The 17,014-nt window shown below is 42.3% G+C and carries 12 protein-coding genes; 3 read left to right on the top strand and 9 right to left on the bottom strand.

Going from position 1 to position 17,014, the window contains the following annotated elements:
* Positions 1-105: 105 nt before the first annotated feature.
* Positions 106-501 (bottom strand): hypothetical protein, encoded by a 396-nt coding sequence (locus JO154_RS13670; RefSeq protein ID WP_291946368.1) that lies wholly within the window; start codon positions 499-501, stop codon positions 106-108.
* Between the two features lie 240 nt (positions 502-741).
* Here JO154_RS13670 and JO154_RS13665 point away from each other — a divergent pair, with 240 nt between their 5' ends.
* Positions 742-1,188: an NmrA family NAD(P)-binding protein gene (locus JO154_RS13665; RefSeq protein ID WP_291946366.1), complete on the top strand. Its 447-nt coding sequence runs from the start codon at positions 742-744 to the stop codon at positions 1,186-1,188.
* A gap of 113 nt (positions 1,189-1,301) precedes the next feature.
* Here the strand turns inward: JO154_RS13665 and JO154_RS13660 are convergent, their stop codons facing one another.
* Together JO154_RS13660 and JO154_RS13655 are read right to left on the bottom strand one after the other, a co-directional pair.
* Entirely contained in the window at positions 1,302-1,676 is a 375-nt protein-coding gene (locus tag JO154_RS13660; RefSeq protein ID WP_291946364.1) for a hypothetical protein, read from the bottom strand.
* 30 nt (positions 1,677-1,706) lie between these two features.
* Positions 1,707-3,083: a PASTA domain-containing protein gene (locus JO154_RS13655; protein WP_291946362.1), complete on the bottom strand. Its 1,377-nt coding sequence runs from the start codon at positions 3,081-3,083 to the stop codon at positions 1,707-1,709.
* A gap of 427 nt (positions 3,084-3,510) precedes the next feature.
* On the opposite strand from JO154_RS13655, the gene JO154_RS13650 reads away from it, so the two are divergent.
* Positions 3,511-3,798 (top strand): hypothetical protein, encoded by a 288-nt coding sequence (locus JO154_RS13650; protein ID WP_291946360.1) that lies wholly within the window; start codon positions 3,511-3,513, stop codon positions 3,796-3,798.
* A gap of 118 nt (positions 3,799-3,916) precedes the next feature.
* On the opposite strand, the gene JO154_RS13645 is transcribed toward JO154_RS13650, so the two are convergent.
* The 3 genes from JO154_RS13645 to JO154_RS13635 are packed head-to-tail and all read right to left on the bottom strand — an operon-like array spanning position 3,917 to position 9,120.
* Complete coding sequence (locus tag JO154_RS13645; RefSeq protein ID WP_291946358.1) at positions 3,917-6,946, bottom strand: efflux RND transporter permease subunit; 3,030 nt, start codon at positions 6,944-6,946, stop codon at positions 3,917-3,919.
* A gap of 1 nt (position 6,947) precedes the next feature.
* Positions 6,948-7,871: an efflux RND transporter periplasmic adaptor subunit gene (locus tag JO154_RS13640; protein WP_291946356.1), complete on the bottom strand. Its 924-nt coding sequence runs from the start codon at positions 7,869-7,871 to the stop codon at positions 6,948-6,950.
* 16 nt (positions 7,872-7,887) lie between these two features.
* Positions 7,888-9,120, bottom strand: a complete 1,233-nt coding sequence (locus JO154_RS13635; protein ID WP_291946354.1) for a TolC family protein — start codon at positions 9,118-9,120, stop codon at positions 7,888-7,890.
* A 171-nt stretch (positions 9,121-9,291) separates the two neighbouring features.
* Between JO154_RS13635 and JO154_RS13630 the strand changes: the two genes are divergently transcribed.
* Positions 9,292-9,468 (top strand): hypothetical protein, encoded by a 177-nt coding sequence (locus JO154_RS13630; protein WP_291946352.1) that lies wholly within the window; start codon positions 9,292-9,294, stop codon positions 9,466-9,468.
* A 58-nt stretch (positions 9,469-9,526) separates the two neighbouring features.
* Here JO154_RS13630 and JO154_RS13625 read toward each other — a convergent pair whose 3' ends face one another.
* The 3 genes from JO154_RS13625 to JO154_RS13615 all read right to left on the bottom strand — a co-directional run.
* Positions 9,527-11,503, bottom strand: coding sequence for an OmpA family protein (locus JO154_RS13625; protein ID WP_291946350.1), 1,977 nt, complete (start codon positions 11,501-11,503; stop codon positions 9,527-9,529).
* Between the two features lie 11 nt (positions 11,504-11,514).
* A complete protein-coding gene (locus JO154_RS13620) occupies positions 11,515-12,525 on the bottom strand; it encodes a type IX secretion system membrane protein PorP/SprF (RefSeq protein WP_291946348.1) in 1,011 nt (336 codons plus the stop codon).
* Between the two features lie 38 nt (positions 12,526-12,563).
* On the bottom strand, positions 12,564-17,014 hold a 4,451-nt coding region (locus tag JO154_RS13615), incomplete at its 5' end, for an Ig-like domain-containing protein (protein WP_291946346.1).

The raw sequence follows: 17,014 nt of genomic DNA, 5'->3' as shown, positions 1-17,014 counted from the left end.
CTATTAAGGCCACCTCCAATAATATATCGGAAGATAGAAAAGTAATACCTAATATAGCCGCGAGTACAGCTACTTTAGATATAACTCAAAATATCAGTTATAAAACTATTGTTCTGTCTTTTGCTGTCTGGTAAACTTCTGTATACTCACATTCTCGCAAATGGCATACACTGCGTAGAAGAACATCAGCGTGAATATGGTATATCTGCTAGTATTACCTCTGTTAACTACAGCATAGATGGTAATACCTGCCAGACAAAAGAACATTCTGCTGATCATAGCGCCATATACCCGCAGCATAAATACGCTATTGCTTTCGGCTTGCACGCCTTTGCGACTCATATTGTAAGTAAACGCTGAAAGTGAAGCTAATGCTAAGTTTCCGAAAAGCAGGACATTATGGTGAAAACCATTGTCTAACAACCAGTCCTTAAATAAAAATAATGCGCCATTCAATAAAATGAAAAGGCCGATGACTCTAAGATAAAATCTATCCCACATTTCTGTTCTAAAGTTGGTAATGAGGGCGCAAAGGTACGGCCAAAACAGTTACTGTCCAAATGATTATGAATATTTAAGAAGTTCTTAGTCTCTTTTTTTAACATATATAAAATCCTCAATAGTCCCTACAGCCCCACTCCTAGCAGTTTAGAGGTATGTTCCTATTTTTCGACAAGGCTTCCATATATACTTTTATTATCTTTAATATAGATAGATCGCCCTCATAAAAAAAAGTCGATCATGTTACATTATCAGTTTGCAAAACCGCATCACTCGCTATTATCACCATATATTGCGTACTTCGTTCAACTAGATGGTACCTCAGCGGCATTCCCCAGTACGCAACTACAGTTGATTGCACTGGAAGATATCGGCAAACTGGCTGCAATGGCTTTCAAACAACCCGAATCATTTAATCATAACATCATTGAACTGGCTGGCGATACTTTAACCCCGTTGCAAATGGTAGTCGCCATGAACAAGGCCACAGGGCTGAATATAAAGTATGAGCAACTACCAATGGAAATGCTCCGACAGTTAAATCCAAGATTTGCCAAAGGCTATGAGATGCTCAACTCAGGCTTCACCACTAAAGCAGATCAGGAAAGCTTGCGGAGAATTCTTCCTGACCTGATGACGTTTGGGATGTGGCTGAAGAAAACGGGGGCGAAAAGGATGATAAAATGATGATAAAACCCGCTATGCAGGCGGGTTTTATCATCATTTTTTATATATCCGCGGACTGATTCAAAGAGAATCAATAATCATCAGGTCTTTCTCTTTTTTCTTAAGATCGGGCATTAGTCTGCCAAAAACTCTATTTCAGGAGCTTCTATATGAGGATCTTCCCTATGATTTAAGAATTCCGACCAGGATTCTTTCCAAGCCTTCTCTAGTTCTTCATAAGGCTGACCACCTAAATCATTCACGACTGAAGGACCATCATATTGTGGGTCGTCGCAAATACATTCTACCCCATTTCTACAGTTCTTTCCGGCTTGCACCCCAGAAAAGTAGGCAGAAAGATATTCCTCATTTAGTGGAGCAGGAGCCTCCGGTACAAGCTGTGGATTATTCCATCCAGCCATAAAACCATCGCAAAACCAATCGCTGGGCGTTTCGGGGGTGCTATTTGCTCTCCCCACGATAGTGATCTCGGGCAATGTTATGCTCATAATTTTGAATTTTATATGGTGAAAAAAATTTCAATGCAATAGGCTTCCATAAAGTGGCGTCGTGGCGGTTAACATACTATCTCTAAATCGTGGTGATGGTGGGCCATCATAGTAAATAGTTAGTTTTGCGCCTGGTTCCACCTTCTGGCCGGGGGCGGGATCTGTGTTAGTTACCATAGTTTGTTTAGCGTCTGGAGAATCATGTTGAACATAGGAAACATTGAGTGGCAGTTTCTCACGAGCAATTTCTTTAATTGCGTCATCAAGCGTTAAGGTTTTCAGATTTGGAATGATTATTTCCTGTTGAGTGCTTGAAACAGCAATACGTTTCGGCAGTTTCATTTCACTTAAATTAACAGGATTCCCATTTATCACTTCTAAAAAATCATCATTAAAATTCACGTCGTCAGCAATCTTTACTGCATGCGATCTGATTAAATTATCTAACTGGGTTAACTGACTTTTCCAATTGGTCAATTGATCATCCGAAATAACAGGATCAGGCTCAAAAAAGGTTGGGTTTACATCGTAGAAATCAATGTCATTTAATAATGTTTTATACTTTAATCTTTTCCTTGCACAATCATTCAAAGCATCTTCTTTTGCCTGTATTAGCATATAGTTACTTTCTGGGAGATCATCCAACGTTTTATAGCTTTTTAGTTGTGCTCTGCAGTTAACACCATGATTGCCTGCAAGAGCAAGCGAAAAATTCTTGGCGCTTTCTATTAGCTTATCAATCTCATCGTGAAAAATCATGTCTACACCTGTTCCACCAACTTGCTTAATGTATATATTTATTTCCTTTCTACTAATCTTACTTAATTTCTCATTATTTACATCTACTTTCAAGTCAACACCCGCAATTGGCGTTCCGTAGGATGCTTCTAAAGCACCAGCTATCGTTTTTTCATCTTCCTTACACGTGCTAATTATTTCCACAATGGCACTAAATTCTCCTCCCTCCGTTACCGACTGCACATAAAAGTCGCCATATAACTCTTTAAATCGCTTTTCATTACCAGATCGGACTAAATCCTTTGCAATATCTTTGACTTTAGCATCATAGAATTGCGATTCACTTTTTTGAATTTGCACTTTTGCAACAAGAAAAGTTGATTGAGAATTGAAACTGGATTTATCCATAAAATCCATTTGCGCATCCCCGCCAAACAGCCCATATCGGCCACTTACTTCAACGGAGATGTTTAATAATGACATTAATGATTCAACATCATCTACTCTTGTCATGAAAAACATTCCATTTTGTCCAATACCCCCTAAACCAGGAGTAGGTACAATAGAGGAACGATCAAATAAACACCCGCGGGTTTCACCCGTTAGGTAATCAAATCCAACTCCCAAGTCCATATTTTTCTGGAAGGGGACATCTTTTGAAAGTGTCATAAGATAGCATTTAAAAGGTTAAACAATGAGCATTAGCTAAGTACTATAAGCAGCCTATTATGCCGCGCTAAAGGAAGTTTTCAATACCTACGCTTGTGAGTATTTTGGATACCTCCGTTATGATTATTGGTCGCGATTTTTTGATGAAGGGAAACACACGATCTAAAATTGGGGTTTTACTATCCGTTTTGGTTTCCTCAATAATTTTTGACACTCACACAAAATTTAACAGCCTGTAAGTTTTGCTTACAAGCTTTTTATTGTACCCGGAACCATATTCTTTATTTTGTAGATATCAGTACTAGGTGGGCAATAACTAAACATTAGCCAGTATTCTTCTGTTAAGGATATGTACAAGGTATTTGGTGTCAGCAGACAGACCAGTAATATTTTCCAAGTACATATTAATCTCCTAAAAACAATTACAATGCGTACATTATTAAAAGCAACCTTCCAGGTAGAAGCATCCAACAAAGCCGTTGCGGATGGAACACTTCCAAAAGTCATTCAATCAACAATGGATAAATTGAGTCCGGAAGCAAGTTATTTCCTTTCGGTGGATGGCTGTAGAACGGCGATGTTCGTCTTTGATCTAAAGGACCCATCTGAAATACCAAGTATAGCTGAGCCTTTCTTTCAGTCCGTCAATGCCAAAGTAGATTTTTGTCCTGTTATGAATGCTGAAGACCTGCAAAAGGGGCTTAAAAAATTATGAGTCCCCAAATAAACAGTGAGCGTTTTTCTTAATGCCACCATGATTTTAGGAAAATAAAAAGCCTGGAAGCTAAGCTTCCAGGCTTTTTTAAGTACCCAGATATTACTGTCAACATCTGTTATTTCTTCAAGAAAATGATTCTTAACATGGAAGGTAATACTATCAATAGAAGGGGTAATGCCACCACAAAACCACTTATTACTGCAATGGCAAGCGGTTGATGCATTTGCGCTCCCGTACCAATACCTAAAGCCAGTGGAGATAAGGCTATAATGGCGCCTAAAGCCGTCATTAATTTGGGTCTTAAACGAGTGGAGATAGCATATACGATAGCATTATCCACCCCCATGTGGTGGGCCGATTCCCGGAACTGGAGAAAAGTGAAGATGGCATTCTCTCCTATAATACCAACGATCATGATCAATCCAGTATAGCTACCTACATTCAAAGGTGTATGTGTGAGATACAGTCCGATATAACTTCCTCCAATACCCAGTACAGCCAGGAATATAATTAGAAGGGCCACACGGAAATTATTGAACAAGAACAAAATTGTACCAAAGACCAATAAACTGGAAGCGATAAGTATGGTAAGCAATTCGTGAAAGGATTGTTGTTGTTCGGCATATGCGCCACCATATTCAATATGATAACCTTGTGGCAATACAATCCTGGCGGATACGCTATCCTGTATATCTTTCATTACGCTGCCAAGATCACGGTTATCCAGTCGGGAGGTGATCACTCCCATAGCCTGAAGATTCTCTCGTTTAATTTCTGCGTCGCCAGTATTCACCGAAACGGTAGCCAATGCGTCGAGTGGTTTTAACTGGCCGGAAGGCAGGAAGATAGGTAATTGTGATATTTCGGCTACGCTGCGTTGTCTGTTGCCTGGCAGGACCATACGTACATTTGATAGTTGTTCTTTTTCCAGGATAGTGCTGATCACATTCCCTTCTAATGCATTTTGCAACTGAAATTGCAGACTAGCAGGCGTTATGCCGAACAAGGCCATGCGATTATTATTGGGCTGTATGCTCACTGATGGTCCGGCAATTACAACACCATTAAACACGTCGGCTGTGCCTTTCACCTCTTTTATCACCGTTGCTATTTGGGAGGATAATTGATTTAAAGTGGCTGGGGTATTTCCAAAAACTTTTATTTCTACTGGCTGTACCGAAGTCATCAGATCACCGAGCATATCCCCTATTACTTGGCCGAAATCTACACGTAGTGCGGGTTGAGAAGCTTCAATCTGTTGGCGTATCCCTGCTATTACCTCATCTGTAGTTTTTTTGCGGGATTTTTTTAGTTGGATGAGATAATCGCCTGTATTGGGTTCTGTGATAAAAAATCCCATTTGTGTGCCTGTCCGTCTGGAGTAGGCTGTTACTTCCGGCGTTTTTACAATTATCTTTTCTATCTCTTGCAGCATGCGGTCTGTTTCCTGGAGAGAGGTGCCAGGCGGAGACGTATAATCCAGGACGATACTTCCTTCGTCCATTTCTGGAAGGAAGCCGGTTTCGAGCCGGGAAGGTATGATAATGATAGCCATCAACAGTATCACTATAATGGCTATACTAATATAAGGTTTATGGATCAACACGCCTACCCACCGCTGTTTTTTCACATCATGACCGGCTTTATTTTCCACTTTTTTACGGGGCCGTTTGCTTGTGAGGAACAGGTAAATAACAGGTAGGGCAATCCAGGTAACAAAAAAGGAACAAACCAGGGTGATAATCATAGTATTGGTCAATACTTTGAAGTAGGAACCGGCTACGCCAGTCATCAGTTCAAACGGAATAAATATCACGATCGTACTGATGGATGATCCAATCATGGCAGGTAACAGATAATGAATAGCCCTTCCTACTAGTTTATCGGAGCTTTCTATGGGATCTTCTTCATGCGTGCGGTGGATCTGCTCCATCACCACAATTGCATCATCTATGATCAAACCGATAGAGGCGGCAATAGCGCCTAATGTCATAATATTGAATGTATAGCCGATACCATAAATGATAATAAGGGTAAATAATATGGTAACTGGAATGGTAATCAGTATAGTGGCGCTGGCTTTAAATGAACGTAGAAATAGGATGGCCACTATAATGGCTAGTAGCAAACCTATCCATAAACTGTCTGTCACGCTTTTTACCGCATCGTTTACAAAATCGGCCTGTATATAGTATGGTTTCAGGGAAATATTGTGCGGTAGCAGTTTTTGAAGTTCGCTTACTTTTTTCTCCATTGCCACGGAAAGGTCTATCAGATTGGCATTGGGTTGTTTAATGATGGCAACTAGAATGCCTTCCTGGCCGTTGGCATTTATCTTCGTATATTCTATTCCTTCGCTGATATTGACTGTTGCAATATCCTTCACCTGAACAACTCGTTTGCCTGTATTTTTGATAATAATATCATTTATTTCATCAATGGTGTGGACGGTTGCATCCGTAACAGTCAGGTATAGCTTGTGGTAATCAGACAGGTAGCCATTGGATCGTATGAAATTTGTATTGGCAAATGCGGTTGCTAGCATATCCGGGGTTACGGAGAGGGTGCTCATTTTCTGAGGGTCCAGCGTAAGCCAATATTCTTTTTGTTTGCCGCCAATAATGCGCACTTCAGATACGCCTGGTACCTGCGAGAGGAAGGGCTTTATCGTGTACGTTGCCAAGTATTTCATATCAATAGCGGTAGCAGGGCCACTGCTGGCTGTTAGCGTGTATCCCATCACTGGTAAGATGGAGGGATTCATTTTCTCTACCGTAATATTGGTTTCGGGAGGCAGCGTATTGCGAATCTGCGCAATCTTTGATTCAATACGTTGTTGGGCTAAATCTATGTTGGTGTTCCAATCCATGAAGGCAGCTATTTCACAACTGCCCCTGCTGGTAGTGTTGCGAATAGTGATTAGATCAGGTACCTGTTTTACGGCATTTTCCAACGGTTTGGTAACAGTGATCATCATCTTATCCACCGGCTGTAAGCCAGCGTCAGCGATGATCTTAATTTTTGGGAAAGTGATCTCCGGAAACAGGGATGTTTGCAATTTTGAATAGGCATAAGTACCTCCCAGGATAATGATGGCGATCATTACCGCCAGCGGATTCTTATGTGAAACAAAAAATTCTTTCATGTTATTGCACTTTCATGATAGTCACTTTAGCCGTATCGGGTAGGCCGTAGTTTCCTGTAAGTAGAAATCTATCTATATTGGTAAACCGGGGGGCTAGTATCTCTATATGACCTTTTATCTCTGCTCCTTTTTTAATATCCACTCTTACGGCAGTTGTGCTGTCTATTAGTTTCATTACCCAGAAAGATGTTTGTGATTCATCAGATAGCACTGCTGCTTTGGGAAGTGTAACTGCATTACTGATATTGGTTCGGGTAATATGTACTTTAGCGACCAGGTTCTGTGGGATAGGGGTAGGTGAATTTACTTTAATTATAATATTCTGAGTTTGCGAAAGAGAATCCACGGTTGGCATTACCTGGCTGATGGTACCATTTAGGGTGGTATTATCAGGCAGGTATAATTTTACGGTTTTCTGGTTAAGTACATAGGGGCGTAACTCATACGGCAAATTGAGTATAAACACAAAACTATTCATATCACTGATCACTGCCAGCAGTTCGCCATCCTGGACGTAGTCGCCAGGTTGGTGGTTCAGTTGAGTAACGTAACCATGACCACTCGCAACAATACGATTGATACCTGTAAACCTAAACGAGGAGTCCAATGCACTTACAGTATTGCCTATTACCCTTGATTCTTTGGTTTGTAAGGTAAACATAAGCTGGCCCTGTTTTATATATTGACCTGGAAGTACGTGTATGTCCTTAACATAGCCGGTAGTGTTTGCCTTTATATAGTTATTTTGCAAAAAGGAAGAAGTTGCATTCAGTTCTATATAGTCTGTCAACGGAACAGTATCTATTGTGGTAACGGTAACGGGTGTATGTACTTCAGTTGTTGCAGTTTCAGTGGGTTCCTGTTTATTATGGCATGCCGAGGTCATAATGACTGCGATGAATAATATGTTATTGAGTCGCTTCATACCTTCATGGTTTGTATTATCTGTTCCAGTAATTAAGTTGATTAGTAATCTGCTGTCTGTTGATATAATTCTGTGTAAACAGATGTTTGGCGTTCAGATAAGTATTAATTGCCAGGATATAATCAGTGATTCTGATATCGCCGGTGCCGAGGAGTTTCTCATTTACAGCAATTAGGGTATATGCATATTTCACCTGGTTTTCTATCTGAGGAATTAAGGTCTGGGTAGCATGTAGCTGTTGTAATAATTGCATGACCTGTTGGTTATATTGCAGTAGGAAGAAATCCCTGTACCCTTGTCTTACTTTTTCGCTGATAGCAATTTTCTGTGTCTTTAACTTTCTTTGATGGCCATCATAAATAGGTACTGTAATACCAATACCAATGCTGGTACCGAAGTTTTTATAAGGGTCTATTGCTAATGTGGATTGGTATCCAGCATCTGCATAAGCAATTAACTTTGGTTTATAATTATAATTGAGCACCATGCGCTGGTTCAGGTATTTCAAACTATCTATGGCATATTGTTGGTAAAATGGTGATTGAAAGATGTCTGGCAACGTACTTATTTGTAATGCAGGATCAGGAATATTATATGCAGACGTATCTGTTATACCTGCCAGATAATTGAGTGTGGCGAAATCACTCTTATATTGCACCTCTGCTTGTTTGCAAATCAACTGTTGTTGTTGAAGTGATACATAAAACAGGAGGTAATCCGCTTGTTTGTATATATTAGCTTCGGTTAATTTTTTAAGTATCTTTTCTTCGTTTTGGTAGAGATGAAGTATCTCATTATTAAAATCCAGTGTAACAAAATCGCCATAAGTGAGGATATATTGTGTGGTGATCGTCCGTTTTAGATCCTGTTCGGCAATGGCGGCAGTGGTGCTTATGCCGGCATTTTGCAACTGGATGGTACTTAGTTGGCTTGCCAGGTTCTTTTTACCAACAAAGGTTTTATTGGCTTGTACAATGGCTGAAATTTGGCCGCCATTTGAAATGGCATTATCGTAACCATATCCTTTTATAAGGGGCGCATAGCTATTACTGCTTATCCCATTTACTTGGGGGTTATAAGTGGCACGGAGTAAAGCGCTATCTATTTTTCCAGCTTGTAGTTGTTGTTGATAATCCTTTAGCAGCGGACTATTTTGCCCGGCTTGCCTGATGTAATACTCCAGGTTACGATCCTGGGCATCAGTCACCGTCGGAAGCAGTAGAAGCAGGTAAAATACAAGGTACTTCATCTGGAAGGCTATTTCTTATGCTATAGTACGGCATAAATATGAAGCTATTCTGTAGTAGAACAATTAATTTTTGGCAATGTTCGGTATCTTCTGCGCTGGCAAAATATATAAGGCTACTGCTATGGTTCATAGGCTGACCTGTAATTATTTAGCAGGATAAATTGAATTACCATGGAACCGAACCCTATACTGGAGCTGATAGCCTTACCAGTAAAAGATTTGGAAGTACTTAAAATAGGAAAGGTCGGAGAATTCTCCGACCTTTCCTATTTTAGTGCCCTTAGTGGATCATTATCGAACCAATTGGTATTGATTTTAAATACGTTATATAAAGGTAATCCAAATTAGACAACATTCGGGTTAGAGGGAATGCTGTTTAGCTAATTACCGCAGAAATGGCTACGATTTAGTGCAAGATTTTGATTTCAGTTCTTCTATTGGCCTGATGCTCTTCTTCCGAACATTCCACACCATCCTCACAGCGGTTTACCAGCTTCGACTTTCCATAACCCTTCGCCACCATTCGTTCCGGAGAGATCCCTTTTTTCACAAGATAATTTACAATCGCAGCAGCTCTGTTGTTCGAGAGTTCCAGATTGTAAGCTGCAGTAGCACGACTATCAGTATGTGCTCCTACTTCTACTTTTAAAGCAGGAAAACGCTTCATAAAGGCTACCAGTGAATCCAGCACAGGGTAAGCTTCAGGGCGGATCGTGTATTTATCAAGGTCGTAGTAAATATTTTGTAATGTGATGATATCGTTATGTGCCGGTGTTGCTTTTGTGAGATAAAGCGTCATCCTGAGTGTATCTGTTGACAAAGTATCTGAAGAGAAAATATGCATCTCTGAAGGGGCATACTGGTCTTTGGCCGCAAATACTAAATAGGGGACTGCATCTTCCAGTACATTATAATTTTTCCCTCCAGGGCCCAGCAACTGCGTCCAGCTCACTTCTTTTCGTTTATTATACAATGTTACTACCGCATCTCCAATTGGTTGTCTGGTTTGCAAATCAATCACCTGTGTCTGTAATATTTTTACCGGCTTCCCAGACGACTGCTGCGAATTTGGACTTGTCATCTGCTTAAAAGAATAAATATCATCCTCTCCTTTCCCTCCTTGCCGGTTAGAAGCAAAGAATCCTTGTGCACCCTGTTGTACCAGCAGGAAATCATCACCGGCAGAATTAACAGGAGGACGCATGTTGACAGGAACAGTCCAGTTGCTGGCATTACCTTTTGCATAAAAGATATCAAAGCCTCCCAGGCCCGGATGACCTTTACTTGAGAAATGTAATTCGTGATCCCCATTTACTACTGGAAACGCTTCTTCGTCCGGTGTATTGATTAGGGGACCACAATTGACCGGAGTTCCCCAGGAACCGTCCTGTTGTTTTTCAGAGTACCAAATATCTGTTTTACCTATGCCTCCAGGCATATCGCTGGCATAATACAGATAGCGGCCATCATGGCTCAGTGCAGCGTGCCCCAACGAATATTCCTCAGGGTTGTTGTATGTAAATGGTTCAAGGACCTCCCACTTGCCATCTTTTTTTATGCAGATGAGCAACTGAAGTCTGCGGGTACCATACAACACTTTGGATTTTTCCTTCTTATGGGTAATATGATTCGGGTTGGTGATTGTCAGGTAAGCAGTATCCAGACCTGTAGAGAAGGTAACAGGTCCGATATGAAACCGATATTGATTAATTGAATTTTCGATACCACGGATCAGTGTCACAGGTGGCTGATTTTGGATGGTATCCACAAAATATAATTTCTGATACGAACGATCTGTTGCCGGAGCCTTTTTATGCCCAGGTTTGGTAGCCGGATCGAGCATGGTATAACGCAGGCTGTCGGAGATGAATACCAACTTATTGCCATACCAAACAGCTCCCCAATCCGAAGAGGCGGTATTGAGTTCGGACCTGTTCTCTATTGTATAATTCGTGTAAAGGTTTTTCCATAGCAGCGCGGAGTCACATCCTGCCATTTGAGGGTTGACATTTTGTCGTGTTAATTTAGCGTAATGGAAATATTGTTCTTTGGCTTCTTCATATTTTTCCAGACTTTTCAGTGCATCTGCGTAGTGTAGAAAATCTTCCGCTTTTGCTGTCGGGAGATTTATGATCCTTTGGTAGATGTTGGCTGCATCCTGATAAGCATTAAGTTTAGAATAACACAATGCCAGCTTTTTCAGTACTTCCGGATGAACATTTTTTTTGGTTGCCACCCTGCTGTACAAAATAGCCGCAGCCTTGTATTCATAGCGAGTATAATATTCATCGGCCATCGTTTGCACCGACTTTTGTTCCTGTGCTTTTATACCTGTTGTCATCAACAACAGGAAGCTTCCTGCAACGAAAATATTTTTTGTCATGGTGCTTATTTTTAGAAATACCTCGGACTGATGATTCTTTCTTTCATCTTCCTGTTCGGAATCAGGAAGCCAATCGAAATTTCATGTGATCCGCCCTGATAGCCACTCAGCCTGTTAGTCATCACGTCATAAGCATATCCAATCCTCAGCCTGTCGGTAGCAAAATACTCTATCATTGCACTGACCGCATTTGTTTTGGTAAGACCAGCTTTCAGATTGTTGTGTTCCCAGATATTCACTGCAGTACGGTAAGAACCACCTATCCATAGTTTTTCTGACAATAAGGCAAAGATGTTAAAATCCAGGCTGGTAGGCCCATTGAAATCATCCTTTATCATAATGGATGGTTTCAGTTTAACATCGCCAGAGAGATTAAGCAAGCCACCTGCCGTAAAATACATGTGTTTGGCTTTGCGGATGGTTAGAAACTCTTTGTCTACTCCTGCAATAATGATTCTATTATTCAGTTCCTGGGTAAACAATTGAATTACAGAAACGCCGGCATAAAAATGAGGATTATAATAATAAACACCAAAGCTGGCATCAGGTTGAAACGCACTCACTTTACCGACAGGAACATTTTGATCATTTTCATCCAATACATATATCATATCTCCCTTTACCGCATATTGAGACAAGCTGGCCCCTATACCCAGGCAAAGTCGGCTTACTCCTTCTTTGTCGAGACGTATACGGTAGGCATAGGAACCAGTGAAGGAAAGATATTCCTGTGGTCCCTGTTGGTCCCAAAGGACCTGTGCACCTAACCCCACAGATTCATTGTTGGCCCAGGAAGGGGCTCCATCAATAGAGACAGCCCCTGTTTGCGGTGCACCGGGCAGGCTGGCCCATTGCTTACGATAGCTTGCACCTAGATAAGTATCGCCCCGATATCCGGCGTATGCCGGGTTAACCGCCAATCCGTTAAACACATACTGGCTAAACTGTACCTCCTGCTGTGCCAGAGCTATCTGCCCCAGACAGCACAACAGGAGGGAGAAAAACAATATTTTCGAATACATGTTGCTAATTGTTTTGCGCATGATTGTACAGAGCTTGATTAACGTAACAATTGAATCCATCCTTTATAAACTTTGGTGTCCTGTCCGGTATTGAGTTTAAGAATGTAGTAATATGTTCCGCCACTCAGGCCATTACCATCCCAGCGGTTATCATAATTGGGAGAATAGTAAACTTCGTTACCCCAGCGATTGAAGATAGTGAGCGTGCTACCCGGATATTTTGAAATACCAGGGATGACAAACCGGTCATTCTTCCCATCATTGTTAGGTGTGATCGCATTCGGGATATACAATTCCTCTGCATCCACATCTATATTGACATTACCTTCATTGGATATCTTCCCATTAATGTCTTTAAACTGATAGCGGAAATTATCCTTCCCAGCATATTTACGTGCGGGCGTATACGTGATAGTTCCATCTGTAATCACTGTAACACTTCCATGAATGGGTGGCATTGTTACAGTAACCGTTTGAGGGTTTATTTTACCGCGGTCATTTGCCAGTACGGGGATGGTTACCGGTTTATCAGAACTGGTGGTGGCCTCATCATCTACAGCTACAGGTTCTTCAAAAATGGTAATCTGTACAATAGCCTGATTAGATTCCAGTCCGGCTGTATTTTTTACGGTATACACAAAGTTATCTGAGCCATTGTATCCAATAGCTGGTGTGTAGACCACTCGTCCATCCGGGGACACTGTTACACTTCCATGAGTTGGCTGGCGTACAATGTGTACGGAAGCCGGATCGATGGTGCCATTTTGTTGGGAATCATTATTCAGTACATTAATGGTAATTGGTGTATCTACATATGTTTCAGCGGCATCGTCGTGTGCAACCGGTGCTGTAGTGTTGTTACAATCTGAGACAATCATTGTAATACTGGCACTGTTTAAACAGCCAGTCGCGTTCATTTGATAAGTGATGGTAATAGTACCGGCAACGAGGCCGGTTACTATTCCACCTTGTTCTATGCTTGCCAAATTGGGGTTATTACTGATCCAGGTCCCACCTGGGGTATTATTACTTAAAGTTGTTGCTCCGCCAACACATACAGTTTTTGCACCAGTAATTGGTGATACTACTGGCAGTGCATTCACGGTGACAGTGGCTGTTTGTTGTGCTTTACAGCCATTAGCATTCGTTACTTCATATGTAATGGTGGCTGTACCAGCGGAAACACCCGTTACCAGACCGTTTACGTCTATGGTAGCTACAGAGGTCTTACTGCTGCTCCATACACCGCCAGGAGTTGTATTGCTTAAGGTAGTGGCAGCACCCATGCACAAATTGGTTGTACCTGTAATTGGTGATACTACCGGCAGCGCATTTACAGTTACAGTTACTATTTGCTGTGCTTTACAACCATTAGCATTTGTTACTTCATATGTGATTGTGGTAGTTCCAGCGGAAACACCTGTTACCAGGCCGTTTACGTCAATGGTGGCAACAGCGGTGTTACTGCTGCTCCATACACCGCCAGGAGTTGTATTGCTTAAGGTAGTGGCAGCACCTACGCACATATTGGTTGTACCTGTAATTGGTGATACTACCGGCAGCGCATTTACGGTAATAGTGGCTGTTTGCTGTGCTTTACAGCCGTTAGCATTCGTTACTTCATATGTAATGGTGGCTGTACCAGCGGAAACACCTGTTACCAGGCCGTTTACGTCTATGGTGGCTACAGCGGTGTTGCTACTGCTCCATACCCCACCTGTTGTTGTATTGCTTAAGGTAGTGGCAGCACCCATGCATATACTGGTTGTACCTGTAATTGGAGATACGACCGGCAGCGCATTTACGGTGATAGTTGTTGTTTGCTGTGCTTTACAGCCATTAGCATTCGTTACTTCATATGTAATTGTAGTAGTTCCAGCGGAAACACCTGTAACCAGGCCGTTTACGTCTATGGTGGCTACAGTAGTATTGATGCTTCTCCATACACCGCCAGGAGTTGTACTGCTTAAGGTTGTAGCAGTACCTATACACATACTGGTTGTACCTGTAATTGGAGAGACTACCGGCAGTGCATTCACGGTAACAGTGGCTATTTGCTGTGCTTTACAGCCATTAGCATTCGTTACTTCATATGTAATGGTGGTTGTACCAGCGGAAACACCTGTTACCAGACCGTTTACGTCTATCGTAGCGACAGCGGTGTTGCTGCTGCTCCATACACCGCCAGGAGTTGTACTGCTTAAGGTTGTAGCAGCACCTATACACATACTGGTTGTACCTGTAATTGGAGAGACTACCGGCAGTGCATTCACAGTGACAGTGGCTGTTTGCTGTGTTTTACAGCCATTAGCATTCGTTACTTCATATGTAATGGTGGTTGTACCAGCGGAAACACCTGTTACCAGACCGTTTACGTCTATGGTGGCAACAGCGGTGTTGCTGTTGCTCCATACACCGCCAGGAGTTGTATTGGTTAAGGTAGTGGCACCACCCATGCACATGCTGGTTGTACCTGTAATTGGTGATATTACCGGCAGCGCATTCACGGTTACAGTGGCTATTTGCTGTGCTTTACAGCCATTAGCATTCGTTACTTCATATGTAATAGTGGTTGAACCAGCGGAAACACCTGTTACCAGACCGTTTACGTCTATCGTAGCGACAGCGGTGTTGCTGCTGCTCCATACACCGCCAGGAGTTGTACTGCTTAAGGTTGTAGCAGTACCTATACACATACTGGTTGTACCTGTAATTGGTGATACTACCGGCAGCGCATTTACAGTGATAGTGGCTGTTTGTTGGGTTTTACAGCCGTTAGCATTCGTTACTTCATATGTAATGGTGGTTGTACCAGCGGTAACACCTGTTACCAGACCGTTTACGTCTATGGTGGCAACAGCGGTGTTGCTGCTGCTCCATACACCGCCAGTTGTTGTACTGCTTAAGGTAGTGGCAGCACCCATGCACATATTGGTTGTACCTGTAATTGGTGATACTACCGGCAGCGCATTCACGGTAACGGTGGCTGTTTGCTCTGCTTTACAGCCATTAGCATTCGTTACTTCATATGTAATTGTGGTTGTGCCAGCGGAAACACCTGTTACCAGGCCAGTGTTAGCATCTATTGTTGCTACACCGGTATTGCTGCTGCTCCATACACCACCAGTTGTTGTACTGCTTAAGGTAGTAGCAGCACCTATACACATATTGGTTGTACCTGTAATTGGAGATACTACCGGCAGTGCATTCACAGTTACAGTTACTGTTTGCTCTGCTTTACAGCCATTAGCATTCGTTACTTCATATGTAATGGTGGCCGTACCAGCGGAAACACCTGTTACCAGGCCAGTGTTAGCATCTATTGTTGCTACACCGGTATTGCTGCTGCTCCATACACCGCCAGTTGTTGTACTGCTTAAGGTAGTAGTAGCACCCATACACATACTGGTTGTACCTGTGATTGGTGATACTACCGGCTGTGCCTTTACAGTTATAGTTGTTGTTTGCTGTGCTTTACAGCCACCATTCGTTACTTCATATGTGATTGTAGCTGTACCAGCGGAAACACCTGTTACCAGGCCGCTGTTAGCATCTACTGTTGCTATAGCGGTATTGCTACTGCTCCATACACCACCTGTTGTTGTATTGCTTAAGGTAGTTGCAGCACCCATGCACATACTGGTTGTACCTGTAATTGGAGATACTACCGGCAGCGCATTCACGGTAACGGTGGCTATTTGCTTTGCTTTACAGCCATTAGCATTCGTTACTTCATAAGTAATTGTAGTAGTACCAGCGGAAACACCTGTTACCAGGCCGTTTACGTCTATGGTAGCGACAGCGTTGTTGCTGCTGCTCCATACACCGCCAGTTGTTGTACTGCTTAAGGTAGTAGCAGCACCCAGACACATACTGGTTGTACCAGTAATTGGAGATACTACTGGCAGCGCATTCACGGCAACGGTGGCTGTTTGCTTTGCTTTACAGCCGTTAGCACTCGTTACTTCATATGTAATGGTGGTTGTACCAGCGGCAACACCTGTTACCAGGCCGTTTACGTCTATGGTGGCTACAGTAGTATTGCTGCTGCTCCATACACCGCCAGTTGTTGTACTGCTTAAGGTCGTAACAGTACCCATACACATACTGGTTGTACCAGTAATTGGAGATACTACTGGCAGTGTATTCACTGTTACAGTAGCTGTTTGACTGGCTTTACAACCATTCGCATTTGTTACTTCATATGTAATGGTGACAGTACCTGCAGAAACACCAGTTACCAGGCCGCTGTTAGCATCTATTGTTGCTACACCGGAATTGCTGCTGCTCCATATACCATTGGCAGTAGTGCTGCTCAAAGTAGTAGTGGAACCGATACACATACTGGTTGTACCTGTAATTGGAGATACTACCGGCAGTGCATTCACGGTTACAGGGGCTGTTTGCTGTGCTTTACAGCCGTTAGCATTTGTTACTTCATATGTAATGGTGGCCGTACCAGCGGTAACACCTGTTACCAGGCCACTGT

Source organism: Chitinophaga sp. (genome assembly GCF_019236475.1).
Lineage (GTDB): Bacteria > Bacteroidota > Bacteroidia > Chitinophagales > Chitinophagaceae > Chitinophaga.
Note: the sequence above shows the minus strand (reverse complement) of the source record. Positions and strands in the feature narration are given on the sequence as shown.

What these genes read in the sequence shown, in the direction of transcription:
- JO154_RS13655 (WP_291946362.1), bottom strand. Translation starts at nt 3,083, where the DNA reads ATGACACTTTCAAAAGATGTCCCCTTCCAGAAAAATATGGACTTGGGA.
- JO154_RS13670 (WP_291946368.1), bottom strand. Translation starts at nt 501, where the DNA reads ATGTGGGATAGATTTTATCTTAGAGTCATCGGCCTTTTCATTTTATTG.
- JO154_RS13665 (WP_291946366.1), top strand. Translation starts at nt 742, where the DNA reads ATGTTACATTATCAGTTTGCAAAACCGCATCACTCGCTATTATCACCA.
- JO154_RS13640 (WP_291946356.1), bottom strand. Translation starts at nt 7,871, where the DNA reads ATGAAGCGACTCAATAACATATTATTCATCGCAGTCATTATGACCTCG.
- JO154_RS13650 (WP_291946360.1), top strand. Translation starts at nt 3,511, where the DNA reads ATGCGTACATTATTAAAAGCAACCTTCCAGGTAGAAGCATCCAACAAA.
- JO154_RS13645 (WP_291946358.1), bottom strand. Translation starts at nt 6,946, where the DNA reads ATGAAAGAATTTTTTGTTTCACATAAGAATCCGCTGGCGGTAATGATC.
- JO154_RS13635 (WP_291946354.1), bottom strand. Translation starts at nt 9,120, where the DNA reads ATGAAGTACCTTGTATTTTACCTGCTTCTACTGCTTCCGACGGTGACT.
- JO154_RS13660 (WP_291946364.1), bottom strand. Translation starts at nt 1,676, where the DNA reads ATGAGCATAACATTGCCCGAGATCACTATCGTGGGGAGAGCAAATAGC.
- JO154_RS13625 (WP_291946350.1), bottom strand. Translation starts at nt 11,503, where the DNA reads ATGACAAAAAATATTTTCGTTGCAGGAAGCTTCCTGTTGTTGATGACA.
- JO154_RS13620 (WP_291946348.1), bottom strand. Translation starts at nt 12,525, where the DNA reads ATGTATTCGAAAATATTGTTTTTCTCCCTCCTGTTGTGCTGTCTGGGG.
- JO154_RS13630 (WP_291946352.1), top strand. Translation starts at nt 9,292, where the DNA reads ATGGAACCGAACCCTATACTGGAGCTGATAGCCTTACCAGTAAAAGAT.